The 17,259-nt window shown below is 36.6% G+C and carries 17 protein-coding genes and 1 tRNA gene; 5 read left to right on the top strand and 13 right to left on the bottom strand.

What is annotated here, in order from left to right; genetic code table 11:
- Positions 1–113: 113 nt before the first annotated feature.
- On the top strand, positions 114–1,370 hold the full coding sequence (locus SLH46_RS18235) for an NAD(P)-dependent oxidoreductase (RefSeq protein ID WP_320282652.1): 1,257 nt from the start codon (positions 114–116) through the stop codon (positions 1,368–1,370).
- Positions 1,371–1,437: 67 nt separating this feature from the next.
- Here SLH46_RS18235 and SLH46_RS18230 read toward each other — a convergent pair whose 3' ends face one another.
- Positions 1,438–2,424 (bottom strand): phosphotransferase, encoded by a 987-nt coding sequence (locus SLH46_RS18230; protein ID WP_320282651.1) that lies wholly within the window; start codon positions 2,422–2,424, stop codon positions 1,438–1,440.
- A gap of 55 nt (positions 2,425–2,479) precedes the next feature.
- Positions 2,480–2,815, bottom strand: coding sequence for a winged helix-turn-helix transcriptional regulator (locus SLH46_RS18225; RefSeq protein WP_320282650.1), 336 nt, complete (start codon positions 2,813–2,815; stop codon positions 2,480–2,482).
- Positions 2,816–2,951: 136 nt separating this feature from the next.
- On the opposite strand from SLH46_RS18225, the gene SLH46_RS18220 reads away from it, so the two are divergent.
- Positions 2,952–3,953 (top strand): YhdH/YhfP family quinone oxidoreductase, encoded by a 1,002-nt coding sequence (locus SLH46_RS18220; RefSeq protein ID WP_320282649.1) that lies wholly within the window; start codon positions 2,952–2,954, stop codon positions 3,951–3,953.
- A gap of 185 nt (positions 3,954–4,138) precedes the next feature.
- Here the strand turns inward: SLH46_RS18220 and SLH46_RS18215 are convergent, their stop codons facing one another.
- From SLH46_RS18215 to SLH46_RS18205, 3 genes are all read right to left on the bottom strand, one after another.
- Positions 4,139–6,064: a hypothetical protein gene (locus tag SLH46_RS18215; protein WP_320282648.1), complete on the bottom strand. Its 1,926-nt coding sequence runs from the start codon at positions 6,062–6,064 to the stop codon at positions 4,139–4,141.
- 649 nt (positions 6,065–6,713) lie between these two features.
- Positions 6,714–7,901, bottom strand: a complete 1,188-nt coding sequence (locus SLH46_RS18210; RefSeq protein ID WP_320282647.1) for a tyrosine-type recombinase/integrase — start codon at positions 7,899–7,901, stop codon at positions 6,714–6,716.
- A gap of 152 nt (positions 7,902–8,053) precedes the next feature.
- A tRNA-Pro gene (locus SLH46_RS18205) sits at positions 8,054–8,128 on the bottom strand.
- Positions 8,129–8,304: 176 nt separating this feature from the next.
- On the opposite strand from SLH46_RS18205, the gene trxB reads away from it, so the two are divergent.
- Complete coding sequence (gene trxB / locus SLH46_RS18200) at positions 8,305–9,303, top strand: thioredoxin-disulfide reductase (RefSeq protein ID WP_320282646.1); 999 nt, start codon at positions 8,305–8,307, stop codon at positions 9,301–9,303.
- Positions 9,304–9,366: 63 nt separating this feature from the next.
- Here trxB and SLH46_RS18195 read toward each other — a convergent pair whose 3' ends face one another.
- The 3 genes from SLH46_RS18195 to SLH46_RS18185 all read right to left on the bottom strand — a co-directional run bounded on the left by SLH46_RS18195 (position 9,367) and on the right by SLH46_RS18185 (position 11,826).
- Positions 9,367–10,335, bottom strand: a complete 969-nt coding sequence (locus SLH46_RS18195) for a DUF4412 domain-containing protein (RefSeq protein WP_320282645.1) — start codon at positions 10,333–10,335, stop codon at positions 9,367–9,369.
- A 169-nt stretch (positions 10,336–10,504) separates the two neighbouring features.
- Positions 10,505–11,158: a PAQR family membrane homeostasis protein TrhA gene (gene trhA / locus SLH46_RS18190; protein ID WP_320282644.1), complete on the bottom strand. Its 654-nt coding sequence runs from the start codon at positions 11,156–11,158 to the stop codon at positions 10,505–10,507.
- A 161-nt stretch (positions 11,159–11,319) separates the two neighbouring features.
- Positions 11,320–11,826: a VOC family protein gene (locus SLH46_RS18185; protein WP_320282643.1), complete on the bottom strand. Its 507-nt coding sequence runs from the start codon at positions 11,824–11,826 to the stop codon at positions 11,320–11,322.
- Between the two features lie 106 nt (positions 11,827–11,932).
- On the opposite strand from SLH46_RS18185, the gene SLH46_RS18180 reads away from it, so the two are divergent.
- A complete protein-coding gene (locus tag SLH46_RS18180) occupies positions 11,933–12,340 on the top strand; it encodes a hypothetical protein (protein ID WP_320282642.1) in 408 nt (135 codons plus the stop codon).
- A gap of 45 nt (positions 12,341–12,385) precedes the next feature.
- Here the strand turns inward: SLH46_RS18180 and SLH46_RS18175 are convergent, their stop codons facing one another.
- Both SLH46_RS18175 and SLH46_RS18170 read right to left on the bottom strand, forming a co-directional pair.
- Positions 12,386–12,850 carry a hypothetical protein gene (locus SLH46_RS18175; RefSeq protein WP_320282641.1) on the bottom strand — a complete coding sequence of 155 codons (465 nt, stop codon included), beginning with the start codon at positions 12,848–12,850 and terminating at the stop codon, positions 12,386–12,388.
- A gap of 151 nt (positions 12,851–13,001) precedes the next feature.
- Positions 13,002–13,841, bottom strand: coding sequence for an N-acetylmuramoyl-L-alanine amidase-like domain-containing protein (locus SLH46_RS18170; RefSeq protein ID WP_320282640.1), 840 nt, complete (start codon positions 13,839–13,841; stop codon positions 13,002–13,004).
- A 333-nt stretch (positions 13,842–14,174) separates the two neighbouring features.
- Here SLH46_RS18170 and SLH46_RS18165 point away from each other — a divergent pair, with 333 nt between their 5' ends.
- Positions 14,175–14,864 (top strand): hypothetical protein, encoded by a 690-nt coding sequence (locus SLH46_RS18165; protein ID WP_320282639.1) that lies wholly within the window; start codon positions 14,175–14,177, stop codon positions 14,862–14,864.
- Here SLH46_RS18165 and SLH46_RS18160 read toward each other — a convergent pair.
- From SLH46_RS18160 to SLH46_RS18150, 3 genes are all read right to left on the bottom strand, one after another.
- Positions 14,861–15,376: an O-acetyl-ADP-ribose deacetylase gene (locus tag SLH46_RS18160; RefSeq protein ID WP_320282638.1), complete on the bottom strand. Its 516-nt coding sequence runs from the start codon at positions 15,374–15,376 to the stop codon at positions 14,861–14,863. The two genes, SLH46_RS18165 and SLH46_RS18160, sit on opposite strands and share 4 nt — an antisense overlap.
- Positions 15,377–15,519: 143 nt before the next feature.
- Positions 15,520–16,185, bottom strand: a complete 666-nt coding sequence (locus SLH46_RS18155) for a C40 family peptidase (protein WP_320282637.1) — start codon at positions 16,183–16,185, stop codon at positions 15,520–15,522.
- A 332-nt stretch (positions 16,186–16,517) separates the two neighbouring features.
- Positions 16,518–17,171, bottom strand: a complete 654-nt coding sequence (locus SLH46_RS18150; RefSeq protein WP_320282636.1) for a carbohydrate-binding family 9-like protein — start codon at positions 17,169–17,171, stop codon at positions 16,518–16,520.
- Positions 17,172–17,259 lie beyond the last annotated feature (88 nt).

Below are 17,259 nucleotides of genomic sequence, written 5' to 3'. Positions count from 1 at the left end.
CGGTACACAAATATTTTCTCTAAATAGAATGAAAGGAGATTAATTAACAATTGTTATCGTCCGGCCATTGTTGATAGCTGACCTTTGTGCTGTAATTTTTAAACAAAACAGTTATGAAACTTTCAATATTATTATTCGGATTATGGTTGAAAATGAGAATGGCGAATAAAAAGAATGAACTTTTTAAGCGTCGATTAAATACCAGAACCGGATCGATATTAATTAGGACAGTCGATCACAGTACCGGACGACTTTTTAGCTTTACGAAAGGCCACATATTTACAAAAATTGAGAAAACCGGAGATGCTGATGTGCAGATGGTTTGGAAAGATGCCAATATTGCTTTTAAAACTATGACCAGTAGCGATCCTCAGGCTTTATTCCGTGCCATGGATAAGGGAGATGTGGAAATGGTGGGTGATTTATCGGTAGCACAATGGTTTGGTTTGCTGACAAAAGCGATGAAAGCCAACGACAAAAAGGCAGAAAACAAAAAACCACAACGCGTGGCTATGATTGGGCTCGGTAAAATGGGTAAAGGCATAGCAAGTAACATTCAAAAAGCGGGATTTGATTTGGTTGTGTATAATCGCACAAGCGCGAAAGCAAAGCCATTTTTGGATAAAGGTGCTACATTAGCCAAAACTCCGGCAGAAGCTGCCAGTCTGGCAAACATAGTTGTTACCTCGCTTATGGACGATGCTTCAGTGCTGAATATTGTGACCGATGAAGATGGGATATTAGCTGGTTTAACAAAAGGAGGCATTCATCTTTGTGCTACAACCATTTCACCTGAAATGTCGAAAAAACTGGAAGAGATACATCGTCAACATGGAAGTCATTTTATGATGGGTGCCGTAGTTGGAAGACCCGATGCCGCAGAGGCAGGGGAACTATTAACCTTGATGGCGGGCGATGAATCGCTCATTGATCAATGCAGAGCTGTGTCTTCGGCATATTCGGCAGCAACGCTCATAATAGGTAATAATCCATGGTTGGCAAACTACGCCAAATTATCGGTTAATTACTTTGCGGTTTCTAATATGGAATTAATGGGACAATTATATGCCATGGGAGATGCAACCGGTGTCGGCCGTATGTTTTACAAACAAATCTTTGAATCAAGCTATTCAAATCCGATACTCAGGTTTTATGCGCAAAAAATTATGGATCAGGAATATGATAAGAATGTTGGCTTCGAGCTTTCGGGAGGTTTGAAAGATGTAAAGCTTATGCTTCAGGCATCAAATGTTACCTCAGGTTCATTAAACTATGCACCTATTATTATTTCAAAAATGGAGCAAGCTATGGAATTAGGCAAAGAACATTGTGATTGGAGCGTATTTACAAGTATTTCGGCAGTTAAATAGAAGATAGGTAACGGAAATTTAGGAAGGCATGAATTAATCCCATACTATTAGTGTTTTTATAATAGTGTTAATCCCTGTTTAGCTTGTAATAATCGATCCAGGATTTTATTCTACCAACAAACATCTTTAAATAGTTTTCAGTCAGGAATATATTTGACCAGTCATACCTTTGAGCTTGTACACCGAGATAAAAGATGAAAATAGAAGCACCTGCTTCCGGAATTAGACTTATCTCTTCATCTGTAAGTTGACTTCTTTGCTGGTAGCCTGTAAGAAAGCTTTGAACTTTTGATTCGTATATTTTTTTCTCAGATTCGATGAAAAATAATTGTTTGCAGAAATAACCAACATCTAAAATCAATAATCCATTGCCGCAATTGTCAAAGTCAAATATGGTAATCTCGCTCTCATCTTTAACGCTAAAATTGTCATACCAAATATCAAGATGGACTATTCCTTTTTGAAAATCAGATTGATTAATTTTTTGAAACGTTTTAGAAATCTCATTTCCTATTTCTTTTAGATATTTCATTTCGGGCAATTCCTCGGAAAAAAATTGGGTTAATTGCTTATATGAGTTAATTAAAAGCTGTTCCGAATTGTAATTTGTTCTGTTAATTGATTTGTTTTTCGTTATACTATGAATTTCACTCACTAGAGAACCAATTGCAAAACACGTATCATTGCTCATAAACCGCATTTTTTCACCTTCTGCAAATGCAAATAATACGGCGTAACGAGTTCCTTCGGGCGCATTTATTTCTTGAATGTAATTGAAATTTTTATCGGAAATTGGAAATGAAACTGAAAGGTTATTTTCTTGAAGTAATCTCAGAAGATTTAGTTCTTCTTGAATTTCGATTTTAGTTCTCCAATTATGGCAGTATACTCTGACAACATACTTCTTAGTAGGATTTGAAATGATATAAGTATGATTTACTCCTGTTCTGAATAATTTACATTCAAAATTCTCACTTAATTGGTATCTTATTTTTATGAAATCGCCGAGTTCCTCTTCTGACAGGATAGAAGCGATTACTGGAAAAGTTGTCATTAGGATTTTTTTGTGTTGATTATTGAGAATGATTTGGTTATTGATTTCTTAGGTCTTACCTGATTGTTGTAGGTTTTACATCAATGACTTTTTCGAAAAGGATTCCACCTTTGTACATCCCTTTTAGGATGGGATGAATTTCTTTGCCCAGCTCAGTCAAACTATATTCGACCCTTCGCGGAACTTCAGGGAATACTGTCCGGCTGATCAATCCGTCTGCTTCCAATTCTTTAAGTTGTTTTGTCAGCATGCGTTCGCTAATATCATCCAATAGTTTAACTAACTCACTATACCTCTTGTCTCCTTGATATAGGTGTAGAATGATTGTTCCTTTCCGCTTTCCTTTAACTGTATTAATGAATGTATCAATCGGACAATAACTTTTTTTCATTTTTTTCTCCCCCTCTAAGCCTTGAAAATAGTAAAAACAGTAATAAATGTTCGTATGCTACCTTTTTGTAAGTTGTTGATAGGCAAAATATTTATACCGAGATTTGTACAAAAATAGGTAAAATAAAAAACAAAATATGGTACAGAATACGTCGACATTTAAGGCTTTTCGTGTTGAAGAGAAAGAGGGTAATTATATTGGTTCGATTCAAGATATGGAATTTGGTACTTTAAAGGAAAATGAAATCCTGGTAAAAGTGCACTTCAGTTCGTTAAATTATAAAGATGCATTGTCGGCGTCAGGAAATAGGGGAGTAACAAGAAGCTATCCACATACACCGGGGATTGATGCCGTTGGAATTATCGAAAAATCTAATTGCGAATCGTTACAGGTGGGAGATAAGGTCATTGTAACCAGTTATGATTTAGGAATGAATACTGATGGTGGATTTGCTGAGTATATTCAAGTTCCATCTGAATGGGCAGTAAAACTGCCTGAAAAGATGACCATGAAAGAAGCGATGATATATGGGACTGCCGGATTAACTGCCGGAATGTCTGTTTTACGACTAACAGAGTTGATTAAACCTGAAGATGGTAAAATAGTGGTTTCCGGTGCTACGGGAGGTGTTGGCGCATTAAGTGTTTCTATATTGAGTAAATTAGGTTATCATGTAGTTGCAATTACCGGAAAGGAAAAGGAACGCGGTTACCTCCTAAACCTTGGCGCACAAGAAATAATATTGCGCAACGAATTTGAAGAACTAGATAAAAAACCATTATTGAAACCAATGTTTGTTGGGGCAATAGACACCGTTGGTGGTGTTATTCTTGAAAATGTAATAAAATCCCTGGCACCAATTGGGGTAGTAACTTGCTGTGGTAATGTGGCCTCTCCCAAACTGGACTTAACTGTTTTTCCGTTTATTCTTCGAGGCATTACACTTATTGGAATTGATTCTCAAAACTATCCAATGAATTACAGAACCAAAGTATGGGAGAAACTCGCTCACGACTGGAAACCGGAGCAATTAAATTATACCTGCGATGAAGTTAAGCTTGAGGATATTCAGGATAAAATAGAATTAATGCTTCAAGGCAAGCTTAAAGGACGTACTGTTTTGAAGCTTATTGAATAGAAGGTTGCGGTATGGTTCTGTAGAGTTCGGACCTTTTTAAGTATTCATTGTCAGGCTGCTATTGGTCCATTTCGTGTATTCATATTTGAGTTTTTATAGCAAATCGTCAAAGACGAACTTGAGGTGTTGCAACGAAGAACTGTGGTTGAATTATCCACTGTCCCTCGCATTACATATAGCTTTTATTAAAGGGCGATTTTTATTTCATTTTCCAAATTCTTATAGTATTTGTAATCAAAAGAATATTTTCTGATTAATCGATTTCTTTGTCGTTCTCTTAAAAACTCAAATATATTTTGAGGACTATATTGTTTCTTGAATATGATGAAAAATAGATAAGTGATAATTGCGGGAATTAAACTAATCGGGAAAATATAGTATTGGAATTTTTGCTTATCAATTAATATATAAATAATGATTATTGCAATCAATGGAAGTACTGTATAAAATAACATTTGAATTGTTGCAAAACTTGTTGACTTCTTTTCTAACGCTTCAAATGTAGGTTTTAGCTTGCTATATGTTTCATATTTGTTTTGTTTTATGGCTTCAATCTTTTCTTTATTAATCTTATCTTTTGAAGATTCTATTTCCTTAATTCTATTTTCATATTTGCTGTTAACAGCTTGTATTTTTTCTTTGATTCTTGCCTCTGAATTAGTTGTAATATCATTAATCAGTTTTGCTACTTTTGCGTTCAGTTCTTTTTCCTGCTTTTCATTAAACTCAGAAATTTCATGAATTTGTTTAACAAATTCATCAGGTTTCTTATTTGCAAGTTTATTTAATTCTTCTAAGTTAGTTATTGTTTTACTGGCAATTGCAGATGCAACTCGTACAACATCTTCTGCTTCTACACCTTTAGAGGAATACTTTTGCATGTTCGCATCAAGCTCCTTTAAAACTCTAATATTAGGCATTGAATTACTAATTGCACACGATACAAGTTTTGATAAACCAATATCAATAACATCACTAACATTTATACCTGGATTTGTAAGCCATAAAACATTGATAAGATTATCAGCTCTAATAATCTCAGGAAGAAAACCATTGTTTTTATTAAGTTTTAATTTATGACTCGTATTAGTCACAAACCAACATTTTGATTTATTAAATTCCGAAACATTTTTCTGACGTTTACCTTTCACATATGTAATAGCTGTCGCATCGTGAAGTGCACTGTAGTCAGTAGAACGTATCTTTTGATAAAAAGCATAATCCTTTGAAAAACGTGCTTTGTTTCTTAGTTTAACTGTATTCGGAACCAGATATACATTAAAATCTTTATTCAGCCTAACTGCTAAATTGTTTGAGATAGTTTGTAAATCAGTTTTAGAAATATCTTTTCTATCACAAGCATTGTATATACTTTGGGGGTCAATTTTTTTAGGTAAAAATGAGTTCTCAAAATCTTCAGCCGTTCTGTTTAGTAATGCTTCAGTTTCTTGGATGGTAAAATCTAAAACACTAAGCTTACATCCTAAGTTATTTGCAATCTCAACAATCTTAGAGCATGTATGGTGTTCCTCAATACTTCCCAAGTCCAATAATCCAATTATAAAATTAGTATCAATCAGAAACTCTAAGTCGGTTTTTAGATTTTCTTCTTGTATTGTCAAGTAAGAGGAAATAATCGAGCCTAAGTATACTTTCTTGAGGATTGAATAAATTCTTTTATTGTTCTGTACTGCATTAATAAATTCGGCTTGTAAATGAAAATCCAACTCAGGATCGACCAATTTTTGCTCTGAGAAGTATTTTGAAAGAGAAAGTTTATTTTGTTCGAGAAATTCAAATATGGTTGAATTATTTTCTATACTTTCTTCTCTAGAAATTAGGAAGTTATTATATACTTCATTTAAATAATCAACTTCTGCTTCTTGCTCTTGAACAACTTCTTCATATTCTGAGAATGTAAAATTGTTTATTATAAAAGAACCGTCATCAAAAAACTGGAAATTTGTTTCGCCATCTTTGTTTTGCTCAACGGAAATACTCTTTACTATCTTTGATAAAATAGGATAAGGAATATCTAAAGAATACATATCAAAAACACAGTCCTTAATTTCTTTTAAGTTTTCACCCTTATTTTGTTCGAGACAATTCATTCTTGAAATAACTCTTTTAATAAGAGGACTAAAGATGTCATTAAAGTCTCTGATTCCTACGTTGTTGTTATTTATGTGAGCTAATAAACTATATGTTACGATTCGGTTTTCAAGCATAGGCTCAATGTTGGTTTCTGATTTTATATTTTGATTAGTATGTTGGTCTTCTTAAAATGCCCTATAACGTATACGTATATGCAGTACGTATTTCTATTATAGCCCTAGTTCTTTAGTTTCTTTATTGTTTTATAATGATTATATGCGTATTGTAAATACGTATAGACGTTCGTTATCTTTTACAAACGGCTATTTATTAAGTAAGGGTGGCAGTTCAACTTCTCGGAATCCTCAGCGTGTCACCGGGTTTTATGCGGATGAAGGTAATATATTATTATCATAATATCAAAGGTCTTATGAACAATGTCCATCTCGCAATTGAAAATAATTGCCAGTTTTTGTACCTTCATAATTCAATTCTCATTACAGTGGATATTGAAAACAAGCATATACCCGAAGATGCTAAGTACCTTGCAGAATGTGGCGAGTAGAGGTCTTGAACCGTCTGACTTATGATTACTAATAATTTGATTTTTTGTAAACTAAAAACGGTAATCCCATGTTTTTAGATGGTATTTATATTTTTATGGTACTAGTTTAATTTTTGATGAGGTCCCATATTAAGCCAATGGATAATTTTCTTATTGGCTTCTGAAATCTTATCAATATTGCGTTCAATATAAATATTAGTTGTTTTATGTGCCGATGAGTGACCAAGTGCCAGCGCAATGGTTTCTTCCGGAATATTTAAGTTATGTGCTAATGTCGCCCATGTATGTCGCGACCAATAAGTAGTAATAGGACTTTTAATACCGGCCTTTTTCCCGGCTACCTTTAATTTCTTATTGATTTCCTTTTTAATCGAATCATAATTTTCGTATCTGTCTGCCAGGTTGATGAGGTATATCCCACCACGTAGCTTTTTAACAATCTGCAGTGCTTCCGGCTCCAATTGGAGGTAATATTTCTTTTTTGTTTTAAATCGTGTGTATATCAAGTATCCATCTGTTACGTCTGTCTTTTTTAAATATGCAATATCTTTTAGGCTAATTCCAACCAGGTAGAATTGAAGCATAAAAAGATCGCGGGCCAATCCCGGAACACCAGAAAGCGGAACAGACTTTAACCGACGAAGATCCTCTATGTTTAAATTTCGTTTTTCTGTTTCTTCCTTTTTTATTTTTAAACGACGAAACGGATAAAGACCTAGATCGATAACTTCATCGTCTATTGCCATATTAAATACGTGCCTGATATTTCGCAGGTGAATAGCAAAACCATTTGTAGATTGATTGTAAAAATGTTCCAGTTCGCGTAAGAATTTAGGATTAATGTCGGAGAAAGACAGAGGTGTGCTGTGAAACTTTTCGATTAATTGAAGTGTTCGCCGGTAGATCGTGGCTGTACTTTCTGATTTTATTGAAATAACATACTCAAAGTAAGTATTGAAATTATATTTCTCTTTAACCTGTTTGTTAAGGTATCGTTCTTTAATCTGAGTTGCTGTTAATACCTCTATTTCGTTCTTGTTTGTGAGTTCGGTAAGGAAATCCTGTATGTGTGTTTTTTTACGTAATAATTCGGCATTTTTAGCATTGTGGTCGATAACCCCATTGGCACCCTTTTTAAGCATCTTCTTTTCGTCCCAATGGTTTTTATGAACTTTTATCCCGGAATTAATATGTGTGTGCCTGGATTTGTGTCGTATGACAAATATAACCGGAGATCGCTTTTCTTTGTCTTTGTATGACGAGTTATAAACAATTGATACGGTAGCCATAAATTTTGACTGTTTTGTGACTGTTTTATGACGTAAATGTACAATTTTATTCCACGCACGTCCAAAGGTGTGAATAATTATTTTTGGCAGTGGGCATTAAAAAACCCTGCCAAACCTTAGTTTTAGCAGGGTAATCAAGTGTTTTGAATTTGTCGGGATGACAGGATTTGAACCTGCGACCCCTGGTCCCCCAGACCAGTACGCTAACCGGACTGCGCCACATCCCGAATCAGGAAGGCAAAAGTAACTTTAGAAATTATTTTTACAAAACTTTTTTCTTTCTTTAATCTACAATTTTATTGGGCGTATAGAATTCAGTTATCAAGACTTCATTATTATCGATTGAATTTATGACAATGAATGAGCTATGTTTTGTATTTTTGTGCAACTAAAAATTTAAATGATGTTTAAACCACTTGATATTAACGATAACAACGAGAATAATAACGTTGAACCAACCGGTGCAGAACAAGTAAAATGTTTGATTATTGGTTCAGGACCAGCTGGTTATACTGCCGCGATTTATGCAGCACGTGCAAACCTGAGTCCGGTAATGTACGAAGGGCTTCAACCCGGAGGTCAGTTAACTACAACAACCGAGGTTGAAAATTATCCCGGTTACCCGGAAGGTGTTACCGGCCCGGTAATGATGGAAGATCTGAAAAAACAGGCTGAACGTTTTGGTACTGATGTTCGTTGGGGAATGGCCACAAAAGTTGATTTCTCAGGCGATATTCATAAAGTATGGATCGACGGTTCAAAATTGGTAGAAGCCGAAACCGTTATTATTGCAACCGGTGCAACTGCAAAATATCTGGGTCTTGAGGATGAGACAAAATATGCCGGAGGTGGAGTTTCTGCTTGTGCTACCTGCGATGGATTCTTTTATAAAGGAAAAGATGTTGCAGTTGTAGGTGGGGGAGATACCGCAACCGAAGAAGCCATGTACCTGGCTGGTCTCTGTAATAAAGTTTATTTGATTGTTCGTCGCGATGAGCTTCGTGCTTCAAAGGTAATGGCCGAACGTACCATGAAAACTCCAAATATCGAGATACTATGGAAACACCAGACCAAAGGATTGTTTGGTGACGGAGTTGTGGAAGGTGCTACATTGGTTAAAAACCAGGGAGAAGCAAATGAAGAAGAAGTAAAAATCAAAATTGATGGTTTCTTCCTCGGAATTGGTCACAAACCGAATTCAGATATTTTCAAAGATTTTATCGATACCAACGATGTTGGCTACATTAATACCAAACCGGGAACTTCAAAAACAAATGTACCTGGAGTATTTGCCTGTGGAGATGTTCAGGATGACCAATACCGTCAGGCTGTAACAGCAGCCGGTTCAGGTTGTATGGCAGCAATTGATGCCGAGCGTTATCTTTCAGAAAAGCATGGATAATATAAAATAGATTCGAATCTATAAAAAAGGTCATCTCAGTTTTGAGGTGACCTTTCTTGTTATCTATTCTTCATTAGCCGCGGAAGGCATTTTAAAAGTTCCCAGATTTGTTATCTGATAGGATGACAGATCATAATTGGACGATGTGTTATTATCGACACGGGTAACCTGCATCTTATTCGTATTACCCGAATCTTTGTTTTTCGATGTAGACTCCATTACATAACCGTAGCCCATTCCGTTGGTTAATGCACTGGTTTTGAAAAGCGTGCTGAAAAAATCACGATCGCTGGTTTTTAATTCATCTGTAATCCAGAATTCCGAATCAACATCCTCTGTGTTGTATGTGTATTGTTCGCATTTATAGCCGGCAATCTTTTTTGTTTTTCCCGTCTTTTTTACTCCGGGATGCAAATAACTCATATCCAGAGTTTCTTCATCACTTTCATTCGTGTCATATTCTTCGAAGTTTTCAAAGAAAGTGCCCATGCCGTAAACCATGCCAGTTTTTTCACCATCTTTATTATTTAACATGATCATGGCTTGGTTTTTAGAATCGATAATAAACAACCCTTGATCAGTATCTCCAAAATCATTCGATACCACTTCGTAGGCCAGATTTCCGGTTTTGGCATTTAAATGAGTTATAAATTCCCCGCTTTGTGTTTGTTGCTCATTGTTGTCGTACATTTCAAGGTGCATCTGCACCAATTGGTTGAAGCTGTAATTGTCCTCAACAGGCACAGGATCACCCGACATTCCGAGACCTTGCATCATTGTACTCATACGGTTTTGCATAAGGTCGTCGCTGGAGGTGGGATCTTCATTTTCTGTTCCGGTAATTGAGTCGAGTCGATTCTCGATTTTATCGAGACTTTTGTCCATTTCTTTATCGACCTTCTCGTCGATGCGTTGTTCAATTTTGTTTTTTGCTTTATTCTTTACACGATCTAAAAAACTTTGCCCACAGGCAACTTGCACGAAAAGAATGGCAAAACAAGTTAATAAGGCGATTTTAATAGTTGATTTCATAAGCTAACATTTTTATGGTTTAAGGAAATAAAATACATCTCTTTCTTGCGTTCATTGATAAGGAGATATATAAATTTACGGAACTTTGAGCATATGTCAAAATTCACAATATGATAAAGTTAGCCGGTGAAATAAATCGATTCAGGGGAAGAAGTGAGAATGTGTATGTTTATCTTAGACTGTAAAAAACAGAGAAGAAATGCATGATGCTACCCGCCAATACAAACAAATGCCAAATACCGTGTCCGTATTTTAAATTTCTCCAGGCATAAAAAATTACTCCGATGGAATAACAAGCTCCGCCAATAAACAAAAAAGCGATACTCGATGCCGGCAGATTTTTTACAATTGGCCCAATTGCCATTAGAAACATCCAGCCCATAGCCAGGTAAATGCCAACCATCAATTTTCTGAAACGGGTTAGATAAATCGAACGGATTACCATTCCAAAGATCGCGAGTCCCCAGACTATTCCAAAGAGTGTCCAGCCTAAAGCACCCCGAATTGTGGTAAGAACAAACGGAGTGTACGTACCTGCAATCAGCAGAAATATGGCTGCGTGATCGAAACGGACAAACAGGTTTTTAAGTTTCTCGCGGGTAAAACTATGGTATAGTGTTGACGACAGATAAAGTAAAACTAAACTGCTTCCGAAAATACTGAAACTCACCACGTGCCATGCGTTACCTTTTATAGCCGCAAATACCACTAATAATACAAGGGCAGCAATACTCAGCAAGGTTCCAATTCCGTGAGTGATACTGTTAAATATCTCTTCTCCAAGGGATAATGTGCGATATCCGGCTTCAACTTTTTTTCTCATAACAGTCGCTTTTCGAATAAAACTTTATTCTGTTCGAAATTAGTAAAAAAATACTATGGATAGAACAGTAAAATAGTTTTCAAAATAATATGAAAAGGCATCGCTTTGAAAAAGAGTTGATTAGGGATTTTGTTTTAACAATATTTAGAATTCAGATAAGACTATTTTGGGCCAATCAATTCAATAAAAGTTCCATCAGGATCCTGAACCAACGCAAAAAACTGGTTCTCGCCAATTTGTGATGGTTTGCCACTTAAAACTTTAATGTCGTTGGCTTCAATTCTGTCTAATATTGGTTGGAGATGATTCACCGTTAAGGTAATGTACTGCATACCAGTATCATCGCTCATAAATTGCTGTTTCGGGTGTTTGGACTTTGTGCCCAAACTCATCAATTTCCATTCACTGGCTTCTTCCGAGTCTTCAAGCTTAAGAATGGTCACATCGAGGTTGTAACTATCGGTTAATCCCAGTTCAGTACATTGTTCTTTAGCAACTGAAAATCCTCCGGTTTTAACCATCCCAATTACATTCGTGTAAAAATCGATGGATTTTTCAAGATCTTCAACAACAACGCCAACACCAATTGCCGACTTGCTGAAATTGTTTTGTGCCAAGGAAAATAAAACAAAAAGGACGAGGGTAATTGACATCAGAATTTTTTTCATAGTAGTAGATTTATTTGATTTTAGTGTAGGTAAATTTATGGAATTAAAGACAATAAATAAATTGGGCGGGAAATAAAGTTCATCTATCTTTATAAAAAGAACGAAAATGAAACTACCAGTTGTAAATAATACCAACCTGGAGTATTTGATGGATAAAGCTGAAATTGTTCAGCAAACTGCAGAGCAGATTATGAAAGACTTTGGGATGTTTGGTGTTGAAATCACTTTCTCTGGAGATATCGACAATGCTTATCACGAACTTCATCAGCAGTTAATTAACCAGATAACCGGTTTGGTTGAAACGAATTACGATTTACTGTTATCCGTGCTGTATCAAGTGGATATTACCAACCGCGAAATTGTTCACGCAGAGCAGGAGTTACCACATTATTCGCATATCGAGATTATTGCTCATCAGGTTATCGCCCGCGATTTAAAAAAGGTTTTGTTACGAAGGTATTTTAAAATGAAAGACCAGGAAAACGGAACACAAAAGGGTATTGAACGGGAATAAAAAAAAGCGCCGTTTAGCGCTTTTTAGTAGGAAGTAACTATTGTGCTAACTTCCAAAAACATATCTTACATTAAATCCAAAGCTTCCGCTATGAAAATCAGTATCTTCGATAATTTCAAGCGCAGGCCTGTAGTCTATTCCCAACGCAATTGGTATGGAATTAAATCGGTATTCTAATCCAATTTCAAAGGCAGCTCCAAGGGCGAATTCATCATCGTCACCTTTATCGAAAACACCAAGATAAGGACCAACACCCATATACCAGTTAAATGCTTCTCCACCCAGAGGCTTGTATAAGAAGTCCCAAAGCAAATCAACACCGAACCCGTTACCAAACGATACATCGCCATGGATACGGCTAAACTGACCTGTGCTAAAAATTCCGTCAATTGCAACATTTCCGCCAGAGATGTCGCCAAATCGAACACCAAGTTCCTGTGCATTTGAAGAAATTACCCCACTAATTACTATAGCCAAAACAGCTATAAACTTCATCATTGTTTTTTTCATAATCTTTAATTTAATTCTCGTGTTTTTGAATTTTCAGAACAAAAGTTACGGATAAATTATTTATTTCATCAAATCAAATCGATAAAAAACACGAAAGAAAAATTCAGAAAAGGGAGGTTTTCTGTTGAAGATAAAACTGAAAAAATGGGAATTAAAGCGGGCGTGCAACCATAATTCCGGTGGCGGATTTTCTGGAACTCAGGTAATTGTAAAGTGTTTCTTCGGAGAGAATTACTTTTTGGGCTTTTGAGGATGCATGCATAAAATGTAGTTCATTTCCTTTAAAAACTATTATGCCAACATGTGTTATGTCCAGGCCGTCGATATTGGTTGTAATTCCTATAATATCACCGTCTTTTAGCAACGATTTATGCGCCTCAAGTTCTTCGGTCGGGATGTAGTACATTACCCTTTCTGATAGTTGTTTTTCCTGTTTATCAATGGCCGCCAGAAACACCGCATTATTTGCCAATGCTTTGTAGCTGTCAGGGTGGTGTGACATAAAATTTATTTTCTTTTCAAATTTTGTATTGCAGATGGAAGCAGATACGGACTCTGTAAGCTGTTTCTCCTCATTGTTGGCAATCCAATCGCTAAAATAATGCAGTCGCGATGGGTAACCATCAATTTTTCCATCCCGGTAGCGAATATGCTGGAGCTCCTTTTTAAAATCTTCGAAACCCGAATTTGTACTTTTGCTGGTGCGTGCCAACGCGAGACAGTTTTCGGCAAATGTTGTACAATCCAGTTCGCGCAAATTAACGATTAACTGCTCCGGACTACTTTCAAGAGTATTTGCAACATAGGGCGTGTTCATCAGTAATTTACCTGCCTCAACAACCAATTCGGCTGTTGTTTTGTTGTTCTGGTTTTTTAACTCAAAAAGTATATCCTGGCAAATTTGTTTGTCCTTTTTATTATCAGTGCTTTTAGCCGAAAAGCTGGTGAGAACCGATATCAGGAGTGTAAACAAAATAAGTTTCGTTTTCATCAGACTTGTTTTTGTGCTCTAAAATTAAAGCTAAGTTTTGAATTTTAAAATGATACTGGAGCAGAAGTGTATTGGCAGCGGATCAAATCCTTCCGAATAAACGAAGTCCAAACCAAATGGTAAGTAATAACATTGATAATGCAAATACTGAATACAGGAGGATGCGTTGTTTTTTATTTGGCCTGTTTCCACTTGCGTTCATACTGTAAATATAAATTTTTAATTGTTAGGTTAATTTCTGAGGGACAGAATTTGATTTAAAAAATCTATGCGGATTGTTGAAAATGCTAAAAAAAACAGATATTTTAGAAACATTAATATTTAAGCAGATTCATGAAAAAAATAATGCTTCTAATCATTTTTACTAACTCCTTTGCCTACTTGTGCTTAGGTCAGACTTTCCTGGCCGATGTTGAGTTCGACAAAGTTGGATGTGAGCAGGTTGAGCATTATGTGCAGGGGCAGATTAAGAACAATACTGAAAAGTTTTCGGATGTAAAACCATCATTAGAGCCCACTGCGAGTACTAACGGTTTTAGGTTTCACGAACGCGAATATGTTATAAAAGACAGCCTGGCGGATGTGTGGTCGTTTTACGTACATACCAATCCGTCCATTGCCTGGAATGCATCGCGTTTTTCATTTGCAATGCTGTTTTCGAAATCCAGTAATGAGTTGATATATCCGAACGGATATGTAGATGGAATTGATCCGGGGCAGATAATTTATTTAAACCTGAATTTGTTAAAATTTAAAAAGTTGGCCACTGCTTTTGAAATTACAACCGTGGATAACAACAAAAAGATAATTGAATTTAGTTATGTGGAGGATAACATTACACATGGTAAGCAGCAATTAACTTTTACCCAAATGCGTAAGGGATATACAAAAATTGTACATCGTACTTATTTTAAAAGCGAGTCGACACTTCGCGATCACTTTTTGTATCCATATTTTCACACGCGTTTAACCAACACCTACCACCGAAATATGAAACATTTACTTAAAGCTACCGAGAATTAAACGCTGTTCTGGTTTAAAAGGTCGTTGTAGATTTTATAATTCTCCTCATCAAACACACAAAAGATCACTTCTTCAATTTCATTATTAATTGCCAGAAAATCTTTCACTGTTTGTGTCGCAATTTCTGCTGCTTCATGTTTTGGATAGCCATAAATACCAGTACTGATATTGGGGAAAGCAATGGTTTTTACTCCGTTTTGTAGGGCCACTTCCAAACTTCGGCGGTAACACGATGCTAGTTTTTTCGCTTCGTTGTAATTGCCTCCGTTATAAACCGGGCCAACGGCGTGAATCACAAATTTTGCAGGAAGAAGGTATCCTTTTGTAATTTTTGCATCGCCGGTTTCGCAGCCGTTAAGCTGGCGACATTCGTTTAACAGTTCACGGCCGGCTGCCCGGTGAATGGCACCGTCGACACCGCCGCCACCCAGCAACGATTTATTTGCTGCATTAACAATGGCGTCAACTTGTAGTTGGGTTATATCGCCCCGGTGTAATCGAATTGTGCTCATAACTTTGGCTTTTTCTGAAATATACGAAGTTTTCAATTTTAGCGGGAAATTCCAAGTTTAATGCTTCTTATTCAGCTGCTTCTGGTGGATTCGGGATCTCAAATTTGGCTCATTTCTTGATTTAACGGTGAATCCTAAATGTGTTACGCCTGAAACAGTGATTCCAGAAGGTCGCGGGTTTCGCTATTGTAAAGCCCGTTTATTTCCAGTTCAGGTTTACGTGTTTGTAATTCTTTTACCCCGTTTTCGGTTTTTGTTCCAAAATCGCCGTCAGAGGTGCCGACATTAATGTTCAGAAGTTTCAGTGCATCCTGCAAAGCTACCACTGCTGCTCCTTTACTACCTTTTTCGAGTATCGGATCAGGAATAACAAGTTGCTGGCGTGCTGCCAAACGTTGGTACGACAAAACAGTGTTTATACGATATGCCGAAACCGATACCCGGTTTCCCTGGTTTCCCCCCAAACAGTAAACACGCTTTTTATCGATTGATACACCCAGGAAAAAGCCAACGTGACCTTTCCACGACTCAGGACTATCGCGCCAGAAAACCACCACATCGCCCGGTTCGGGGGTGATGGTTTTTACGCCAACATTTAACCATGATCGGGCATTTGGTTTTTTCGAATATTCCAAACCTGCTTTCATTGCAACCCAGTTAACAAAATTGCTGCACCATGGAATTTCGTCGGTTGTAATGCCCGCAATACCTGACTCTTCTGCGTACTTTAAAACTTCAGGATTGTGATTTGCTCCGGCAAATTCTTCAGTTCCCAGCTCGCCAAAGGCTATTTTTAATAAAGCTTCCATATTAATTTGTTTTAAGGTTCATGACTACGAAACGTTTGTGATTTCACGAAAAAGTGTAGAAACCATCACTATATTTCTCTTTAAAATCGGTGAAAAATCGTTGCATCCGTTCTTGTTTTGTGTTCGTAATCTCCGGGTCACAACTTCAGGGTTTGTAAATTAATTGGATATACAAGTTATGAAATGAACAGAAAAATAGCAACTAAAAGTATTATCTAGAGGGGGTTGGAATGGGGTAATTAAATTGATAGGCCGGGCTAAAAGTAATTAGCCGGCAGCGTTTGGGGGAATTTTTTTTGTCTATTTTTTAGGAAACGTCCGGACTGCTGCTATTAGTCGCTAAACTTAACTGATCCAAAAAATTCCGGGCGATGATAGTCAGGATTCTCAGTATCAATGGCGTTCCAGGTTACAAAATGCGGATCCGATGTTTCATCGCCACATTTGTAGAAATTGGCAGTTGCTTCCAGTCCGTTTAGGCTTTGTATTTTATCAAAAGCCAAACATTGTGTTGGAATACAAATCATCATTTCCCACGAAAAATCCCCAGACTTTTCTTCAAACGGCTCGTTGCCAAGGCTCGATTCTACATCGATTTGACTTACCGTCTCGGGCAAAATTGGTGTACGGTTGTTTCGTCCCGGACCATAACCAACATGCGGTGTTCCAATACAATTAAACTCAAAATTGTAATAATTCTTTCCGTCAATTGAGATAAAAAACTCAACTGTGCTGTCTTTGTACACATCGCCATTTATTTCGGTTTCCTGGGCAAGGATATTTTTTTCCTGAACGTAAAATTTCAGCCAGATTTCGTTTCCGGTGTGCGCAATCCTGAATTTTAGCTCAGGTTTGTACGGAAACGCCTTTTCCCAGTTTAGTATGTCAATGGCTTCAGTGTCAGTGTTTTTTTCCAGAAGCAGTGCCGCTTCTTTTATTGAAAGCGGAGTTGTTGTATCGATTTTCTTAATGATTAGATTCTTCATGTTGTATGTTTTATGGTCGTAAAGATGTTATTTTTCTTTGAACTTTATTCCTGAATAAAGTCAGGTTCCCCGGCAGCTTTTATATATT

It is taken from the genome of Draconibacterium sp. IB214405, assembly GCF_033963885.1.
In the GTDB taxonomy this organism is placed as follows: domain Bacteria; phylum Bacteroidota; class Bacteroidia; order Bacteroidales; family Prolixibacteraceae; genus Draconibacterium.
This window is presented reverse-complemented; position numbering and strand designations above follow the sequence as displayed.